Genomic DNA, 17,191 nt, shown 5'->3' on the forward strand with positions numbered 1-17,191 from the left:
GCCGGGCCGGTGGGGTCCGTCCGGGCCCCGCACGGCGACGGTCAGGCGCAGGCGTCGCCGTTGAGGGTGAAGGCCGTGGGGGAGGGGTTCGCACCGCTGTGGGTCCCCTGGACCCCGAAGCTCACCGTCGCACCGGGGGCGAGGGTCCGGTTCCAGTCGGTGTTGCGGGCGCCGACGGTGCTGCCGCTCTGGGTGACGGTGGCGTTCCAGGAGCCCGTGACGCGCTGGCCGCCCGGGTACGTCCAGGCCAGCTGCCACCCCTCGACGGCCGTCGGGCCGGTGTTCCTGACGGTGACGTTCGCGGTGAATCCGGTGTTCCAGGCGTTGTCCACCCGGTAGGTGACCGCGCAGGAGGCGGCCGGCGGTTCACCGCCGGTGGAGGCCCGCTCGGCGGCGTAGGCGGCGAGCCAGGCCAGCGGGGCGTTCCAGTTGATCGCCACTTCGTTGGTCGAGTACGAGTCGACGTGGTCGATGTAGCAGGCCGCGGGGGCGCAGCCGGCGAGCTTCTCCTGGGCCACCGGGTCCTGGAGCCCGCTGTTGGGCCCGCCCGCGAGGGAACCGGCCGGCGGGCGGGGCAGCGAGGGGTCCAGCTGGTGGGCCCAGAAGCGGTGGTGCTGGTTCTGCGAGGTCGTCTCGCCGTGGCCGGTGACGTAGGACAGACCCAGGGCGTTGCGGCCCAGCAGGTAGTCCATGGTCTCCAGGGCGCCGGCGCGGTAGCGCGCCTCGCCCGTCAGCTCCCCGGCGACGGCCATGACGATCGCGTCGTTGGCGACCTCGCCGTTCGAGCCCCAGAAGTACCCGTCCGCAGGGACGGGCACGGCGTACCCCTGGGCGGCCATCCTGGCCAGGTAGCCGTCGGCCGCGGCGGTCACGGAGGAGCGGATCCGGGCGGTGTCGGCCGCGGGCAGCCCGGTGGGCACGGTGGCCAGTACCAGCCGGCCGAGCGCGGCGGTGTCGGCCCAGCCGAATCCGTAGGGGCTGAAGGCGTCGGCGGAGGTGTGCCAGGGCGAGGAGGTGACCGCGTCCCGGTAGACGCTCTCGCCGGTCGCCGCGTACAGCTCGGCGGCGGCCCAGTAGAACTCGTCGGTGACCCGCGTGTCCCCGTAGGGTCCGCCGCCCGTGCTGTCGGAATCCGGCGCGTACACCGCGGGGTTGGCCCTCGCGGCGCTCCATGCCTGGCGGGCGGCCGACAGGCAGCGGTCGGCGTAGGCGGAGTCGTACGGGCGGAAGACCCGGGCGCACTGCGCGGCGGCCGCCGCGAGGTTGAGGGTCGCCGCCGTCGACGGGCGGTGCAGTTCACGCGGCTGGGGGTCCTGCTCGGGGCGCATCGGCATGCCGGTCCAGGCCGCGTCGTGGATCTTGTGGAACGCCATGCCCGCGTACGGCTTGCCCTCCGGCACCTGCATCCGCATGAGGAAGTCGAGCTCCCACCGCGCCTCGTCGAGGACGTCGGGTACGCCGTTCCCGCGCTCGGGCACGCGCAGGGTGGAGTCGCCCAGCGCGGCTCCCTTGCCGGCCCGGTCGGCGCGCTCGAAGGAGTTGACGAGCAGCCAGGTGGAGAGGCCGCCGTTGACCACGTACTTGCCGTGGTCACCGGCGTCGTACCAGCCGCCCCTGACGTCCCGGGTGTAGTCGCACACGGTGGCCTGGCAGGGGACGGAGGTGTCGCCCTTGTTGGGTGCGACGCCGAGGTGTCCGGCCGGGCGCGCGTAGGCGGAACCCACCAGCGAGGCGTCGATCGCGATGCCGCTGCGCTGGTGGTGGAAGAACGCCATCGCGTCGGAGCGCAGCGTGTCGTAGAGGTTCGCGCGGATGTCGAAGGGAACGCTGCTGCTGCCGTCCACGGTCAGGACGTATCCGTTGCCCGTCTCCCGGTGGGACGAGAAGTCGGCCACCTGGAGGGACTGCCCGGAAGGGGCGTCCGCGCCGCGCGGGACGGTCGAGCCGGAGGCGACCACCGTCCCGGCCGCGTTCCGCAACTGCCAGCCGAGCGCCTGCGCCGCGGTCGTGACGACGGTGGCGCGCTTCGGCCCGTCGGGCAGGTAGCCGACCTGGTTGACGCGGACGGCCGTGGTCGCCGCCGCCGTGGTGGACGCGCCCTCGGCGGCGGGCGCGGTCGCGAGTCCGCCGAGGAGGAGCGCACCCGTCAGGAGCGCGGCGGAGAGGTGGAGGGGGCGGCGGAGTAACGGGGGTGCGGTGCGGTGCATGTGCGGCTCCTTCGGGAGGGGAGTGTGCCCGGGCGAGCAGGCCCCTGTGCCGGTGGGACGGAAGGTCCCTCCGGCGGCCGGACGCCCGCCCGGGTGCACGGGGCGTGAGGTGACGCGGATCGCCGGTCCCCGCCCGGGGGCCGGTGGAGCGGAGGGGACCGCCGTGGTCGGCGGGCCCCGCGACGGCGGCGCGGTGGCCGCCGGTACTCGGAGAGGCTCGTGGGAGCGCTCCCAAAATGCGCGGTGTGGGACCAGGGCCGGGGGTCAGGGGATTCGGGGCGCAGAGTAGTGACGCCCCACCGAACCGTCAACGGCCCGGACGGCACCGGGAAATACCCAGGGCCGGACGCGTACGACGGCACCCCGCCCTCCGCCCGGCGCACCGCCCCGGGCCGGCCGTGCCCGTCACTCCGGTGGGAGCGACGGGCACGGGGCGGATCACGGGCAGGATCAGGATCGGGACCAGCGCTGGTTGGCGCCGTTCCAGCAGGAGTAGAGCTGGATCAGGGTCCCGTTGGCGGTGCCGTTGGCGGCGGCGTCGAGGCAGAGGCCGGACTGGACGCCGACGATCGACCCGTCGGAGTTGAGGCGCCACTTCTGGTTGTCGCCGCCCCAGCAGCTGTAGATCTGCACCTTGGCGCCGTTGGCGGTGCCGGCGGCGTCCAGGCATTTGTCGCCGTAGACGCGGAGCTCACCTCCGGCGGTGTAGGTCCACTGCTGGTTGGTGCGGTTGTTGCAGTCCCACAGCTGGAGTTGCGTGCCGTCCGTCGTGGTGGATCCGGGTACGTCGAGACAGCGGCCCGAGGCGACGCCCTTGATCGGCCCGGTGCCGGGGGAGGGGGTCGGAGGCGGGGTGGGGGAGACGGCGTTGAGCGCGTTGAGGACGGAGGAGTACGCGGGCTTCTTGCTGCCGTCACCGTTGAACAGCAGCGGCGTGTGTTCCGCCCGCCACGAGTCGGTGTCCCGCACGCCCCAGACGGTGATGCCGACACAGCGCGGGACGGCCAGGCAGTCGCCCACCACGTTGGCGTACGTGGTGGGCGAGGCGCCCTGGATGTCGAGCTCGGTGATGGCCACGTCGACGCCGAGGGCGGCGAAGTTCTGCAGCGTGGTGCGGAAGTTGCTGTGGTAGGGGCTGTCGTTGTTGAAGTGGGACTGGAAGCCGACGCAGTCGATGGGCACGCCGCGCTGCTTGAAGTCCCGCACCATGGCGTACATGGCCTGCGTCTTGGCCCAGGTCCAGTTCTCGACGTTGTAGTCGTTGTAGCAGAGCTTGGCGGCCGGGTCGGCGGCGCGCGCGGTACGGAAGGCGACCTCGATCCAGTCGTTGCCGGTGCGCTGCAGGTTGGAGTCGCGCCGGGCGCCCGAGGTGCCGTCGACGAAGGCCTCGTTGACGACGTCCCACTGGGTGATTTTGCCCTTGTAGTGGGCCATCACGCCGTTGATGTGGTTGATCATGGCCTGGCGCAGCGCGCCACCGCTCAGGTTCTGCATCCAGCCGGGCTGCTGGGAGTGCCAGGCCAGGGTGTGCCCCCGCACCTGCTTGCCGTTCTGGACCGCCCAGTTGAGGACACGGTCACCGGCGGTGAAGTTGAACTGCCCCTGCTGCGGTTCGGTGGCGTCGATCTTCATCTCGTTCTCGGCGGTCACCGAGTTGAACTCGCGGCTCGCGATCGTCGTGTACGCCGGGTCGTTGAGCCGCCCCGAGGCGATGGCGGTGCCGAAGTAGCGGCCGCTCTGCGCCGCGGCGCGACCGAGTGTGGTCTCGGCGGCGTCCGCGGCCGGCGGAGCCACCAGCACGGTGGCGGAGCCGAGGAAGCCGACGATCAGGGCCGCGCACAGGCTGCCGATTCTGCGGCGGACGGTGGGCGGGGAAAGGGTGGGTGAACGCATGAAGGAACCTCCAGGACGGACATCACGCGGGGAGGGGGTGCGGCGGAGTGCATCCGCGTCTGCGGTGTCCGCGTCCAGGGAAAAGGGCGCGTTCGTCAGGGCGCGGCCCTGTCAAGGCCGGCACCGTGGCGGAGAAAAGGTGTGACACCGCTTCGGAATTCAGTCTGGAAATACCGCAGGGACATGTCAACGGTTTCGAAGTTTTTCGGGATCGCGGTCCCTCGGAGTCGTCCGGCGGAGGAATTCATGAGCCCGCTCCGCACCGACATGCTTTCGACGCGGAGCACCCCTGAGCTGCGACTTCGTGCGCGGAGGGCGGCGGCGTCGCCGTTGGCGCACACGCGCCGGACGCACCGGTGACCTCCCGGTGGAGGATTTCCCCGGACGACGCGTCACCCGCGAAGGGTGGAAACGGTCCGCTTTCCGTGAGCGGGCGGCATCACGAGGAGGGCGATTTCCGTCGGCCCCGCCGAGTCGGGACGATTCCCGCCGGCGGGGATACGTGAGGTCGAACCACGGGAAAGGGGCACGGCCGGTGGACGGACGGCCGTGCGACATCGCGTACGCACCGGGCTGGACGCCGGTGAACAGGGGCGCGGGGAAGGTGGCGCCGAAGGTGGTCAGGTCCCGCCGGGCGCCGCCCCGCGCCGCGCAGGCGAAGGCGTGGCGGACGCCGCGGATGCGTACCCCCAGGCGTGCGGGGCGCCCGGCGGCACGGGATCGCCCGAGAACGCGCTCATGGCACCGGGACGATCTCGACCGGCACGGACAGCACCCGGTCGGCCCCCGGATGACGTACGGGGCCCCGCAGAGTGAAGGAGCCCTGGAGCGGAAGGTCGCCGCTGGACCGTCCCACGGCCACGCCGATCTCCCCGGGTTCCACTCTTCTCCGCAGGTCGACCCCGGTGAACGAGGTCCGGTCGGCATGGACGGAGAAGGTGACCCGGGCGGCCGCGCCCGGCGCCAGCTCGACCCTGCCGAAGCCGGCGAGCCACCGCTGCGGCCGGACGACGGACGCCTCGGGATCCGAGAGGTACAGCTGGACCACCTCCGTCCCCGCCACCTCGCCGACGTTGCGCACGGTGACCGCGACGGTGACGGCTCCGTCCGTCGCCGCGACGGGGTCCACCGCGAGCTCCGCGTAGCTGAACCGGGTCCAGCTGAGACCGTGCCCGAAGGGGAACAGCGGAGTCGGGTCCACCGAGCTCCAGTCGGTGGGCCCGGCGAGCCTCGAACGCAGGTAGGTGCCGGGCTGGCCGCCGGCCCGCCGGGGGAGGGAGAGGGGCAGCCGTCCGGACGGCTCCGCGGCCCCGCTGATGATCCGGGCCAGCGCCGTCCCGCCCTCCTCACCGGGGAAGAAGGCCTGGATCACGGCCGACGCCCGCTCGGCCAGGGAGCCGAGCGCGTAGGGCCGCCCGGAGACGAGGACCAGGACGGTCGGCACCCCGGAGTCGAGCACGGCGGAGGCGAAGGCGGCCTGGTCGCCGGGCAGATCGAGGGTCTCGGCGTCGCAGCCCTCCCCCGAGGTCCCCCGGCCGAACATGCCGGCCCGGTCACCGAGCACCAGCACGTTCACCTCCGGGTCGTCCGCGGTGACCGTGAACCCGGCGGCGGTCAGCGCCTCCGCCAGCGTCGGTATCTCCAGGCCGGGGTCACCGGGCAGCGCGACGTGGTTGGGGAAGGAGTAGCAGCCGAGGAAGGACTGCGGATCGTCGGCGTACGGCCCGAGGACCGCGACCCGGCAGGGCCGCAGCGGCAGGATGCCGTCGTTGGCGAGCAGCACGGTGGACCGTTCGGCCAGCAGCCTGGCCAGTGCCCGGTTCTCCGGCGGGTCGAGGTCGACCGGCTCGGGCTCGACGGGCTCCCAGCCGGGGTCGAGCAGGCCCAGTTCGGCCTTCTGCAGCAGGACGCGTTCCGCGGCCCGGTCGACGAGCTCCTCGGACACGCTCCCCGCCCGCACGAGCGCGGTCAGCGGCTCACCGTAACAGCGGGCCGTCGGCAGCTCGACGTCGATTCCGGCGGTCAGCGCCAGCGCGCCGGCCGCGCCACGCGAATCGGTGACGCCGTGCCGGGTCTCCAGGAAGGAGACGGAGTAGTAGTCGGCGACCACGACACCGTCGAATCCGAGCTCACCCCTGAGCAGATCGGTCAGCAGCCGTTCGTCGGCGGCCACGGGGACGCCGTCCACGTCGGTGTAGCTGTTCATCACCGACCGGGCGCCGCCCTCGCGCAGGGCCCGTACGAAGGGCTCCACGAGTACGTCGGCGAACTCACGGGGACCCGACGAGACGGGGGCCATGTTCCGGCCGCCGCGCGAGGCCGAGTACCCGGCGAAGTGCTTGAGCGTCGCCACGACGCCGGCGCCCTCCAGCCCCTGTACGTACGCGGTGCCGATCGCCCCGACGAGATAGGGGTCCTCGCCGATGCACTCCTCGGTCCTGCCCCACCGGTAGTCGCGGACCACGTCGAGCACCGGTGCCAGCCCCTGGTGGACGCCGACCCGCCGCATCCCGGCGCCGATCGCCGCGGCCATCCGGCGTACGAGTCCGGGATCGAAGGACGCCCCCCAGGCCGGCGGCCCCGGGAAAACCGTCGCTCCGAACGTCATGAACCCGGTCAGGCACTCCTCGTGCGCGACCGCGGGGATCCCGAACCGGCCGGAACCGGTCACCTGCCGCTGGAGCGAGGCGAGCCGCTCCATGCCGGCTTCCGCGGTGACCGGGGCGGTGCCGAACACCCGGGTGAGCTGGCCGAGCCCATGGGCGACGATGTCGTCGAGGCCGGGCGCGGGCTCGCCGGAATCGTCCTCCATGGGGGCGACGGGCGCTCCCGGATCCGAGGGCAGCGCCCAGAAACCGGCGAGCTGCCCCACCTTCTCCTCCAGCGTCATCCGCTTCAGCAGGTCGGCGACGCGCACGGACGCGGGCAGGAGGGGGTCACGCCAGGGCTCGTTCAAGAGGTTCTCCTAGGGACGAGGCGGGGCGGTGGAGAGCCGGACCTTCAGTTCGGTCGAGAGCTCCATCCGCGGGCTGACCAGGGACTGGCCCTCCAGGAGCTGGAACAGGGTGCGGGCGGCGACCCGGCCCATCTCCTCCAGCGGCTGGCGTACCGTCGTCAGCGGCGGTGACAGCCAGTCGCACATCGGCAGGTCGTCGAAGCCGACGACGCTGAGGTCCTGCGGGATGCTCAGTCCGCCCTGCCGGGCGGCTTCGTAGACGCCCATCGCCTGCTGGTCGCTGCCGGCGAAGACGGCGGTCGGGGGCTCGGGGAGGGCCAGCAGCTCCCGGGCGCACCGGAAACCGCCTTCGTGCTGGAAGTCGCCGAACCGGATCAGGTCACGGTCGACCTCGATCCCGGCCCGTTCCAGGGCGGCCCGGTACCCGTCGATGCGGGCCTGGCTGCACAGCATCTCCTTGCGCCCGCCGATCGCGGCGATCCGGCGGTGCCCCAGCTCCAGCAGGTGCTCGGTGGCGGCGAGGCCGCCGGCCCAGTTGGTCGCTCCCACGCTCGGCACGCCGTTGCCCGGCAGGTCGATCGGGTCGATGACGACGAGCGCCACTCCGGCCCGTTCGACCTGGGCACGCTGGGCGCGGGTGACCGAGGCGGTGACGAGGATGACGCCGTCGCTGTGGTGCAGGACCGGCAGCGCGGCCCAGCTGGACGGCGTGGCCTCGCCCGGCGGGACCAGCGACACGACGGTGCCGACGCTCCGCTGGGCGCACTCGGCCTCCACACCGCGCAGGATCTCCACCGCCCACGCGCTGTCCAGACCGCCGATGATCAGGTCGACGAGACCCGATCTGCGGGCCCTGCCCTGCCGGCCCGGCGGGAGGTAGTTGTGCGCGTGCAGCAGACCCTCGATCCGTTCGCGGGTCGAGGGCGCGACATCGGAGCGGCCGTTGATCACCTTGGACACGGTGGCCTGGGAGACCCCCGCTTCCGCGGCGATGACGGCCAGGGTCGGGCGCTGCTCACTCAACTTCTCTCCTCTGCGCGGTGCCTTCGGCCGGCGACAGGTATCGCAAACTTTCGATGAGTTTCCGGGCGGCTCGACCTGCTTGTCAACCCTGTGAACACCGCGTTGCCCAAAGATAATTCAGCGCGAGGCCTTGACCGATAAGCCGCACGTTCCTAGTTTGTGGCAGCACGCAATTCGAGAGTATTTCGAAACATTTTCGGGCACGAACCGGCATTCCCCACCCCGGAGGTCCCATGGCCAGCACCCTCCCGAGCCGACGGAGCTTCCTCGCTCTCTCGGGCTTGTCCGCCCTCTCCGTCTCCCTGACCGCGGCCTGCGGCGCCGGCGACTCCGGCGGCGGACCGGCGGCCGACGGCACCGTGTCCTTCGCGTGGTGGAACATCGCGACGACGGAACCGGGCAAGTCCCTCTTCCCGCAGATCTCCGCGGCGTTCACGGCCGCTCATCCGAACATCACGATCAACACGACCTCGTTGGAGAACGAGGCGTTCAAGTCCAAGCTGACCGCGACCACTTCCTCGGGCAAACTCCCCGACGTCTTCCAGACCTGGGGCGGGGGTGTGCTGCGACAGCAGGCCGACGCGGGACTGGTCGAGGACCTCACCGATCTCCTCGACTGGTCGTCCCGGCTCACCCCGGTCTCCCTGGAGGCCTACCAGTTCGACGGCCGGACCTACGCGGTGCCCTACGACATCGGCATGGTCGGCTTCTGGTACAACAGGAAACTCTTCGCCCGAGCCGGGATCACCTCCCCTCCGGCCACCTGGGCCGAACTCCTCGAGGACGTCAGGAAGCTCAAGGCGGCCGGCATCACCCCGATCGCCCTCGCGGGCAAGGAGAAGTGGCCGGGCCACTACTACTGGGCCTACCTCGCGATGCGCGTCGCCGGGCTCCCCGCCCTGCAGGAGGCGGCCACGACCAAGGACTTCACCGGAGCCGGATTCGTCCGGGCGGGTGCCCACCTCAAGGAGCTGGTCGACCTCCAGCCGTTCCAGCCGGCCTTCCTCGGAGCCGGTTACGCCACCCCCGGCGGGCAGGCCGCGACCATGGGCAACGGCAAGGCCGCCATGGAGCTGATGGGGCAGTGGGGTCCTTCCGTGCAGAAGGACGCGGGCGCCGACCTCGGGCCGGACCTGGGCTTCTTCCCCTTCCCGACCGTGGAGGGCGGCGCGGGCCGGGCCACCGACGTGTTCGGCGGCGGCGGAGGCTTCGCGCTGCGCAAGGGCGCCCCGAAGGAGGCGCTCGACTTCCTGAAGTTCTTCGTCCTGGAGAACGAGCCGAAGCTGCTGGCCTCCAACGGCTACCTGCCGGTGGTCAAGGGCGCGGAGAGCCTCCTCACCGACGCCAACAAGAAGGTGGTGGCGGAGAGCCTGACCAAGGCGACGGGCTTCCAGCTCTTCCTCGACCAGGCCTACCCTCCGGCGGTCGGACAGGAGGTCAACGACAGCGTCGCCGACCTCATCGCGGGCCGGAAGACGCCCGAGCAGGTCACCGCGTCGATCACCGAGGCTGCGAAGGGTGCCTAGCGCCGAGACCACCCTGACGAAGGAGCGGACGGACAGGGCCGTACCGCCGCACCCGCCCGCCCCGGTCCGGTCACGTCCACGCGCGTGGGGGGACTGGGCCTCGGTCGCGTGGTTCCTCGTCCCGGCTCTGGTCCTCTTCCTCGTCTTCGTCCTCGCCCCGATCGTCGTCGCCGTCTACACCGGCTTCTTCAAATGGGGCGGCATCGGCCCCCTGGACGACTTCGTCGGCTTCGCCAACTACACCAAGCTCTTCGGCGACCCGGTCTTCCTCGGCGACCTGGGACGCGGCCTGTACCTGATCGTCCTGTCGATCACGGTGCAACTGCCGTTCGCCCTGTTCACCGCGGTCCTGCTCAACCAGAGGCTGCGCGGCCGGGCCGTCTACCGGATGCTGTTCTTCGCGCCGTACATCCTGTCCGAAGTGGTGACGGCGGTCCTCTTCACGATGATCTTCCTGCCCGGCACCGGCATGGCCGATCACCTCGTCGGGCTCGTGGGCCTGGAGGGGTTGCAGGGCAAGTGGCTCGCCGACCCCTCGACGGTCATGCCGACCCTGTTCGTGGTCATGATCTGGAAGTACTTCGGCTTCCACATGATGCTCTTCCTCGCCGGACTGCAGAGCATCCCGTCCGAGATCCTCGAGGCCGCGGCCATCGACGGCGCCGGCGCCTGGCAGCGCTTCCGGCACGTGACGCTGCCGTTGCTCGGCCCGACGATCCGGATCAGCGTCTTCCTTTCGATCATCGGGTCCATCCAGCTCTTCGACCTCGTCTGGGTCATGACCGCGGGCGGGCCCAACCACTCCTCCGAGACGATGGCGATCGCGATGTTCCAGTTCGGGTTCAAGCGGTACCAGGTCGGCTACGCCAGTGCGATCAGCGTGGTGCTGTTCATGATCAGCCTGGTCTTCTCCCTCTTCTACCAGCGTTACGTGCTCCGCCGTGACCTGAGCGGCGCCGTCACCGCGGGAGGCGGCCGATGAACGCCCGCAGGGCGGCACGCGGCCTCTCGCTGCACGCCGTGGTCTGGCTGATCGCCGCGTTCGTCGCCGTACCGCTGATCTACGCGGTGATCTCCGGGTTCAAGAGCACCGGCGAGCTCACGACGAACCCCTTCGGGCTCCCGGAACGGTGGAAGGCCGGCAACTACACCGGCATCCTCGGCGACGGGATGTTCTGGCGGCAGATCGCCAACAGCGCGGGCATCGCCATCGGCACGGCGTTCTGCACGGTGGCGGCCTCCGCGATGGCGGCGTTCGTTCTGGCCCGCTACGCCTTCCGGGGCAGGGAGCTGTTCTACACCCTCTTCACGATCGGGTTGATGTTCCCGTTCGCCGTGGCCGTCCTGCCGCTCTTCCTCATGCTGCGCACCTTCGGCCTGCTCGACAATCCGCTCGGGGTGATCCTCCCGCAGGCGGCCTTCGGACTCCCGATGACGATCGTCATCCTGCGCGGCTTCTTCCGGACGATCCCGGCGGAGATCGAGGAGGCGGCCGTCATGGACGGCTGCGGCAAGTTCCGCTTCTTCTGGAGGATCCTCCTGCCGATGGCGCGCCCGGCACTCGGTACGGTCTCGGTGCTGGCGGTCGTCGCGAGCTGGAACAACTTCTTCCTGCCGCTGCTGGTGTTCAACGATCCGACATGGCAGACGATCCCGGTCGGCGTCCAGCAGTTCCAGGGCCAGTACTCGACCGACTACGCACTCGTCCTCGCCTACATCGTCCTCGCCATGGTCCCCGCGCTCGCCTTCTACGCCGTCGCCGAACGCCAGCTCATCGGCGGCCTCACCGCGGGCGCCACCAAGGGCTGACCCGTCCCGCGCGACCTCCACCCCCGAGGAGACCCCGTGAAACGCCTGACCCTGCTGACCGCTGTTGTGTTAGCGCTCACATCGCTGTCGGCGCCCACCCCCGCGGCGGACCCGCCGGGCCCCGTCGTCGACTTCCGCGCCGCACTCCAGCCCATCGACGGATTCGGCTTCTCCATGGCCTTCCAGCGGGCCGACCTGCTCTACGGCGCGCGCGGCCTCAGCCCCGCCAAACGGCACGAGGTGCTCGACCTGCTGCTCAGCAAGGAGAAGGGCGCGGGCCTGTCGATCCTGCGCCTGGGCATCGGGTCGTCGACCGACCGCGTCTACGACCACATGCCGACGATCCTGCCGACCGATCCCGGCGGCCCGGACGCCACCCCCACATACGTCTGGGACGGCTGGGACGGCGGGCAGGTCCGGCTCGCCAAGGACGCGAAGGCGTACGGCGTCGAACGCTTCTTCGCCGACGCCTGGAGCGCGCCGGCCTTCATGAAGACCAACGGCAGCGAGAACGACGGCGGTGAACTGCTGCCCGCGTGGCGCCAGGCCTACGCGAACTACCTGGTCCAGTACGTGAAGTTCTACCAGCGCGAAGGCGTCAGGATCACCGACCTCGGGTTCACCAACGAACCCGACTGGACGGCGACGTACGCCTCGATGCGGTTCACCCCGCGGCAGGCCGTCGACTTCCTCAAGGTGCTCGGGCCGACCGTCCGCGCGTCCGGACTGAGGACCGGAATCGTCTGCTGCGACGCCGCCGGCTGGGACCGGCAGGTCGCCTACACGGAGGCCATCGAGGCGGACCCCGAGGCCGACAGGGCCGTACGGACCGTCACCGGCCACCGCTACAGCGGTCCCACCGACGTCCCGCAGCCGACCGACAAGCGCGTGTGGATGTCGGAATGGTCGCCGGACGGCACCACCTGGAACGAGAACTGGGACGACGGCAGCGGCTACGACGGCCTCACCGTCGCGGCCGACATCCAGAACACCCTCACCGTCGGCAACGCCAACGCCTACGTCTACTGGACCGGCGCCTCCCTCGGCGCGACCCGGGGGCTCATCCAGCTCGCCGACCCCGGTGACGCGTACCGGGTCTCCAAACGCTACTGGGCGCTGGCCGCCTTCAGCCGCTTCATCCGCCCGGGCGCCGTCCGCGTACCGGTCACGAACACCGACCCGGCACTGAAGATCACGGCCTTCCGCAACACCGGCGGCAGCCGCGTGATCGAGATCCTCAACACCGCGACCACCGAGACCTCGGCCGCCTTCACCCTCCGCGGCGGCCACGACCGGCACCCCGACGCCTACGTCACCGACGGGACCCGCTCGATCACCCCGGCCGACGTCGTCTCCGTGCGCGGGACGACCCTCACGGCGACGCTCGCCCCGCGCGCGCTGACCACGATCGTCCTCGACTGACCCCCACGCCCGAGGAGTCACCCATGTCCCTGTCCCGGCATCTCGTCGCCCTCTCCGCCACCCTCTGCCTCGCGGCCGGTCTCGCCGCCGAGCCCGCGGCCGCCGAACCCCGTCCCAGGACGCTCGCCGAACTCGCCAGGAAGCACCACAAGTACTTCGGCTCCGCCACCGACAACCCCGAATTCACCGACGCGGCCTACCTGAAGCTCCTCGGCAGCGAGTTCGGGCAGACCACCCCCGGCAACGCCATGAAGTGGTACGCCACCGAACCCGAACGCGGCGTCTTCGACTTCACCGCCGGCGACGAGGTCGTGGCCTTCGCCAAGGCCCACCACCAGAAGGTCCGCGGCCACACCCTCGTCTGGCACAGCCAGCTCCCCGCCTGGCTCACCGAGCGCAGCTGGACCGCCGACGAGCTGCGCGCCGTCCTGAGGAACCACATCCGGACGGTGGTCCGGCACTACAAGGGCCAGGTCATCCACTGGGACGTCGTCAACGAGGCCTTCAACGAGGACGGCACCTACCGCGAGTCCCTCTTCTACAAAACGCTCGGCCCCGGCTACATCGCCGACGCCCTGCGCTGGGCCCACGAGGCCGATCCGCACGCCAAGCTGTACCTCAACGACTACAACGTCGACGGGATCGGCCCCAAGAGCGACGCCTACTTCCATCTGATCAAGCAGCTGAAGGCCGACGGCGTCCCCGTGGAGGGCTTCGGCATCCAGGGCCACCTGGCGCTCCAGTACGGCTTCCCCACCGACGTCCGGCAGAACATGCAGCGCTTCGCCGACCTCGGCGTCGAGGTCGCGGTCACCGAACTCGACATCCGGATGACGCTCCCCGCCACCCCGGAGAAACTCGCCACCCAGGCCACCTGGTACGCCGACTACGTGCGGGCCTGCCTGGCGGTCAGGAAATGCGTCGGCATCACCCTCTGGGACTACACGGACAAGTACTCGTGGATCCCCGCCGTCTTCCCCGGGGAGGGCGCCGCGCTGCCCTACGACGAGAACCTGGCACCCAAGCCCGCCTACCACGCGATCAGGAAGGTGCTGGGCGGATGATACGAACGGCGATCGTCGGTACGGGCGGGATCGCGGGCATCTGCCACGTACCCGCGCTGCGGACGCAGGCCCACCGGGCCGAGATCGTGGCCGCCGTCGACGTGGACGCGGCGCGCGCCGAGGCCTTCGCGGCCGAGCACGGTGTCCCCGCGGTCTACACCGACCTGCGCACGATGCTCCAGGAGCAGAGCCCGGACCTCGTGCACCTGTGCACCCCGCCCTTCCTGCACGCCGAACAGGCCGTCGCCTGCCTGGAGTCGGGCGCGTGGGTGTGGTGCGAGAAGCCGGTGGCCCTGTCGCTGGCCGAACTCGACCGGATCCGCGCCGCCGAGGGGCCCGCCGCCGCGGGCGCGGTGTTCCAGCACCGGTACGGCCCGGGGGCCCGCTACCTCCGCGACCGGATCACGGCCGGGACCCTGGGCCGTCCGCTGGTGGCCCAGTGCGTCACCGCGTGGTACCGCGACGACGCCTACTACGGCGTGCCCTGGCGCGGCACCTGGCGGAGCGAGGGCGGCGGTCCGACCCTGGGCCACGGCATCCACCAGATGGACCTGATGCTCCACGCACTCGGCGCCTGGGCCGAGGTGCGCGCCATGGCCGGCCGCCTCGACCGCGACGTCCAGACCGAGGACGTGTCCGCGGCCCTGGTCCGCTTCGAGAACGGAGCCATCGCCACCGTCGTCAACAGCGTCCTCTCCCCGCGCGAGGAGAGCTACCTGCGGTTCGACCTCACCGACGCCACGGTCGAGCTCCGCCATCTGTACGGCTACTCCCCGGCGGACTGGACCTTCACCGCCCGGTCGCCCGGCGTGACGTGGGAGCCACCGGACGGTCCGCCCAGTTCGCACGCCGCCCAGCTCGCGGACCTCCTGGACGGTTACGAGGCGGGGATCCGGCCCGATCTCGGCAGGCCCACGATGGAACTGGTCACCGCCCTCTACAAGGCCGCGATCACCGGCCTGCCCGTCCGGCGCGGCGAGATCGACGCCGCCGACCCGTTCTACGGCTCGCTCAACGGAGGCCGCCCGGAGGTGTTCCGATGACGCTCACCCTCCGGGGAGCCGGGGACTCCCTGACCGTCCGGGCACGGGGGGTCGACCTCTTCCGCTACGTCCACCGGCCGGTCATGGACCCCTTCGAGGCGCCGAAACCCTACCTGCATCCGGTGCGCACGCTCGCCGGCGACGTGGTCACCGGTTACCGGCCGCACGACCACCGCTGGCACAAGGGCATCCAGATGACGGCCTCGTGGGTGTCGGGACAGAACTTCTGGGGCGGCGGCACCTACCTGCGCGGGCAGGGCTACGTCGACCTGCCGAACCTCGGCACGATGCGCAGCCTCACCCTGTCCGCCGAGACGGGCCACGGACACGCCGTGATCACCGAGGACCTGGCCTGGCACACGAGCGCGGGGGAGCACTGGATCGACGAGCGCCGCACCCTCACCGCTCGGGACGTCGAGGACGACTCCTGGACCCTGGAGGTCACCACCACGCTGACCAACGTCCACGACACCACCCTGACGTTCGGCAGTCCGGGCACCCAGGGCAGGGAACTCGCCGGATACTCCGGACTGTTCTGGCGGGGCCCACGGGCCTTCACCGGTGGCGACGTGACCGGACCCGCGATGGGCGAGAAGGGCGACTGGCTGGCCTTCACCGGCAGCCACGACGAGGTCGACCGCTCCTCCACCCTCCTGTTCCTGGACGATCCGGACACCCCCGGCCGCTGGTTCGTCCGCAGCGAGCCCATTCCCGCCGTCAACCCGTCCCTGGCGTTCGACGAGGAACTGCCCCTGGCCCCGGGCGCCACCCTGGCCCGCCGCTACCGGATCGTCGTGGCCGACGGCGCGTGGACCCCCGAGCGCCTGACCCGCCACGTCGAGGAGCACCCGTGGTGACCCCGCTCCCCGGCGGCGTGGGCCTCTCCGACCTGACCGTCTACGACTGGGAGGCCGCCGACGGGCTGCGCGGCGGCACGCCCCACATGCACCTCGTCTGCTCCGAGGCCTACGTCGTCACCGGCGGTGAGGGCAGCGTCCAGACCCTCACCACGGCCGGCTTCGCCGACACCCCGCTCCGCCCCGGCGACGTCGTCCGGTTCACCCCCGGCACGATCCACCGCCTGGTCAACGGCGGCGGACTGCGCCTCCTGGTCCTCATGCAGAACGGCGGACTGCCCGAGGCGGGCGACGCCGTCCTCACCTTCCCCGCCCCCGTGCTGGCCGATCCCGAGGCCTACCGGGCGGCCGCCACCCTGACCGGTGACCACGCCGTGGCGGCGCGCCGCCGCCGAGACCTGGCGATCGAGGGATTCCTGGCCCTGCGCGAAGGAGGGCTGCGGGAGTTCCACACCGCGGCCCACCGCCTGAAGAGGGACCTCCTGGACGACTGGCGGAAACGCTGGCGGGCCGGCCCCCTGGCCGCGGCCGCCGAGACCGGCCGTCAGCTGGAGCGCCTGCGGGCCGGAGACCTCTCCCACCTCGATCACGGCGAAGTGTCGCGACCGGAGCGCCCGGAGGAACCGCTCCACGGCATGTGCGGCCTCCTGTGGCCCTGTTCCGTCCCCGACCTTCCGGCGCGGCCGCTGCGCGGTCCGTCGGAACCACCCCACCCCCAACCCCCGAAGGAGCTCTTCCGGTGAGATTGCGCCGCCCACCCCTCGTCCTGAGTCTCGTCCTCGCGGTCCTGTCGTCCTTGCTGCTCGGGGCGAGTCTCCTCACCGCCCCGCCCGCGGCCGCGGCGACCGTCGACACCAACGCCTGGTACGTGCTGGTCAACCGCACCAGCGGCAAGGCCCTGGACGTCCACAACCTGGCGACCGGTGACGGGGCCCGCATCACCCAGTGGACCAGGAACGACCAGAACCAGCAGCAGTGGCAGTTCGTCGACTCCGGCGGCGGCTACTACCGCGTCAAGTCCCGCCACTCCGGCAAGGTCCTGGACGTCCACAACTTCTCCACCGCCAACGGCGGCGCGGTCGTCCAGTGGACCGACCTGAACGGCACCAACCAGCAGTGGCGCCTGGCCGACAGCGCCGACGGCCACGTGCGGCTCATCGCCCGCCACAGCGGCAAGGCCCTCGAGGTGCAGGGCGCCTCCACCGCCGACAACGCGAACATCGTGCAGTACGACGACTGGGGCGGCGCCAACCAGCAGTGGCAACTCGTCAAGGTCGCCGGCGGCACCCCCGGCACGTGCGCCCTCCCCTCGACGTACCGCTGGGCCTCGACCGGCGCGCTGGCGCAGCCCAAGGCGGGATGGGCCTCGCTCAAGGACTTCACCGTCGCGC

The 17,191-nt window shown here is 71.4% G+C and carries 13 protein-coding genes; 9 read left to right on the forward strand and 4 right to left on the reverse strand.

Translation table 11 applies throughout. The annotated features are described in order from the left end of the window. Nucleotides 1–41: 41 nt before the first annotated feature. The 4 genes from RIF68_RS07275 to RIF68_RS07290 form a co-directional block, all read right to left on the reverse strand. The gene (locus RIF68_RS07275) at nucleotides 42–2,207 is read right to left on the reverse strand and encodes a glycoside hydrolase family 9 protein (protein WP_309050306.1); all 2,166 of its coding nucleotides are present in this window, start codon (nucleotides 2,205–2,207) and stop codon (nucleotides 42–44) included. Nucleotides 2,208–2,657: 450 nt separating this feature from the next. Beyond that, complete coding sequence (locus RIF68_RS07280) at nucleotides 2,658–4,100, reverse strand: endo-1,4-beta-xylanase (protein ID WP_309050307.1); 1,443 nt, start codon at nucleotides 4,098–4,100, stop codon at nucleotides 2,658–2,660. A gap of 736 nt (nucleotides 4,101–4,836) precedes the next feature. Next, a complete protein-coding gene (locus tag RIF68_RS07285; RefSeq protein WP_309050308.1) occupies nucleotides 4,837–7,056 on the reverse strand; it encodes a glycoside hydrolase family 3 N-terminal domain-containing protein in 2,220 nt (739 codons plus the stop codon). Nucleotides 7,057–7,065: 9 nt separating this feature from the next. Then, nucleotides 7,066–8,079 (reverse strand): LacI family DNA-binding transcriptional regulator, encoded by a 1,014-nt coding sequence (locus RIF68_RS07290; protein ID WP_309050309.1) that lies wholly within the window; start codon nucleotides 8,077–8,079, stop codon nucleotides 7,066–7,068. A 233-nt stretch (nucleotides 8,080–8,312) separates the two neighbouring features. Between RIF68_RS07290 and RIF68_RS07295 the strand changes: the two genes are divergently transcribed. The 9 genes from RIF68_RS07295 to RIF68_RS07335 form a co-directional block, all read left to right on the forward strand. Next, nucleotides 8,313–9,605: an extracellular solute-binding protein gene (locus tag RIF68_RS07295; protein ID WP_309050310.1), complete on the forward strand. Its 1,293-nt coding sequence runs from the start codon at nucleotides 8,313–8,315 to the stop codon at nucleotides 9,603–9,605. After that, nucleotides 9,598–10,587, forward strand: a complete 990-nt coding sequence (locus RIF68_RS07300) for a carbohydrate ABC transporter permease (RefSeq protein WP_375165080.1) — start codon at nucleotides 9,598–9,600, stop codon at nucleotides 10,585–10,587. Before RIF68_RS07295 ends, RIF68_RS07300 begins: the two co-directional genes overlap by 8 nt. Beyond that, nucleotides 10,584–11,414, forward strand: a complete 831-nt coding sequence (locus RIF68_RS07305; protein WP_309050311.1) for a carbohydrate ABC transporter permease — start codon at nucleotides 10,584–10,586, stop codon at nucleotides 11,412–11,414. Before RIF68_RS07300 ends, RIF68_RS07305 begins: the two co-directional genes overlap by 4 nt. Nucleotides 11,415–11,450: 36 nt before the next feature. Further along, complete coding sequence (locus RIF68_RS07310; RefSeq protein WP_309050312.1) at nucleotides 11,451–12,836, forward strand: glycoside hydrolase; 1,386 nt, start codon at nucleotides 11,451–11,453, stop codon at nucleotides 12,834–12,836. Between the two features lie 23 nt (nucleotides 12,837–12,859). Continuing rightward, on the forward strand, nucleotides 12,860–13,900 hold the full coding sequence (locus RIF68_RS07315; protein ID WP_309050313.1) for an endo-1,4-beta-xylanase: 1,041 nt from the start codon (nucleotides 12,860–12,862) through the stop codon (nucleotides 13,898–13,900). After that, nucleotides 13,897–14,943, forward strand: coding sequence for a Gfo/Idh/MocA family oxidoreductase (locus RIF68_RS07320; protein WP_309050314.1), 1,047 nt, complete (start codon nucleotides 13,897–13,899; stop codon nucleotides 14,941–14,943). Before RIF68_RS07315 ends, RIF68_RS07320 begins: the two co-directional genes overlap by 4 nt. Beyond that, nucleotides 14,940–15,800, forward strand: a complete 861-nt coding sequence (locus RIF68_RS07325) for a PmoA family protein (protein WP_309050315.1) — start codon at nucleotides 14,940–14,942, stop codon at nucleotides 15,798–15,800. Before RIF68_RS07320 ends, RIF68_RS07325 begins: the two co-directional genes overlap by 4 nt. Further along, entirely contained in the window at nucleotides 15,797–16,543 is a 747-nt protein-coding gene (locus RIF68_RS07330; RefSeq protein WP_309050318.1) for a cupin domain-containing protein, read from the forward strand. Before RIF68_RS07325 ends, RIF68_RS07330 begins: the two co-directional genes overlap by 4 nt. After that, on the forward strand, nucleotides 16,540–17,191 hold a 652-nt coding region (locus RIF68_RS07335), incomplete at its 3' end, for a non-reducing end alpha-L-arabinofuranosidase family hydrolase (RefSeq protein WP_309050316.1). The genes RIF68_RS07330 and RIF68_RS07335, both read left to right, overlap by 4 nt.

Source organism: Streptomyces sp. (assembly GCF_031178505.1).
GTDB lineage: Bacteria > Actinomycetota > Actinomycetes > Streptomycetales > Streptomycetaceae > Streptomyces > Streptomyces gulbargensis.

What these genes read in the sequence shown, in the direction of transcription:
- RIF68_RS07275 (WP_309050306.1), bottom strand. Translation starts at nt 2,207, where the DNA reads ATGCACCGCACCGCACCCCCGTTACTCCGCCGCCCCCTCCACCTCTCC.
- RIF68_RS07280 (WP_309050307.1), bottom strand. Translation starts at nt 4,100, where the DNA reads ATGCGTTCACCCACCCTTTCCCCGCCCACCGTCCGCCGCAGAATCGGC.
- RIF68_RS07295 (WP_309050310.1), top strand. Translation starts at nt 8,313, where the DNA reads ATGGCCAGCACCCTCCCGAGCCGACGGAGCTTCCTCGCTCTCTCGGGC.
- RIF68_RS07305 (WP_309050311.1), top strand. Translation starts at nt 10,584, where the DNA reads ATGAACGCCCGCAGGGCGGCACGCGGCCTCTCGCTGCACGCCGTGGTC.
- RIF68_RS07315 (WP_309050313.1), top strand. Translation starts at nt 12,860, where the DNA reads ATGTCCCTGTCCCGGCATCTCGTCGCCCTCTCCGCCACCCTCTGCCTC.
- RIF68_RS07320 (WP_309050314.1), top strand. Translation starts at nt 13,897, where the DNA reads ATGATACGAACGGCGATCGTCGGTACGGGCGGGATCGCGGGCATCTGC.
- RIF68_RS07325 (WP_309050315.1), top strand. Translation starts at nt 14,940, where the DNA reads ATGACGCTCACCCTCCGGGGAGCCGGGGACTCCCTGACCGTCCGGGCA.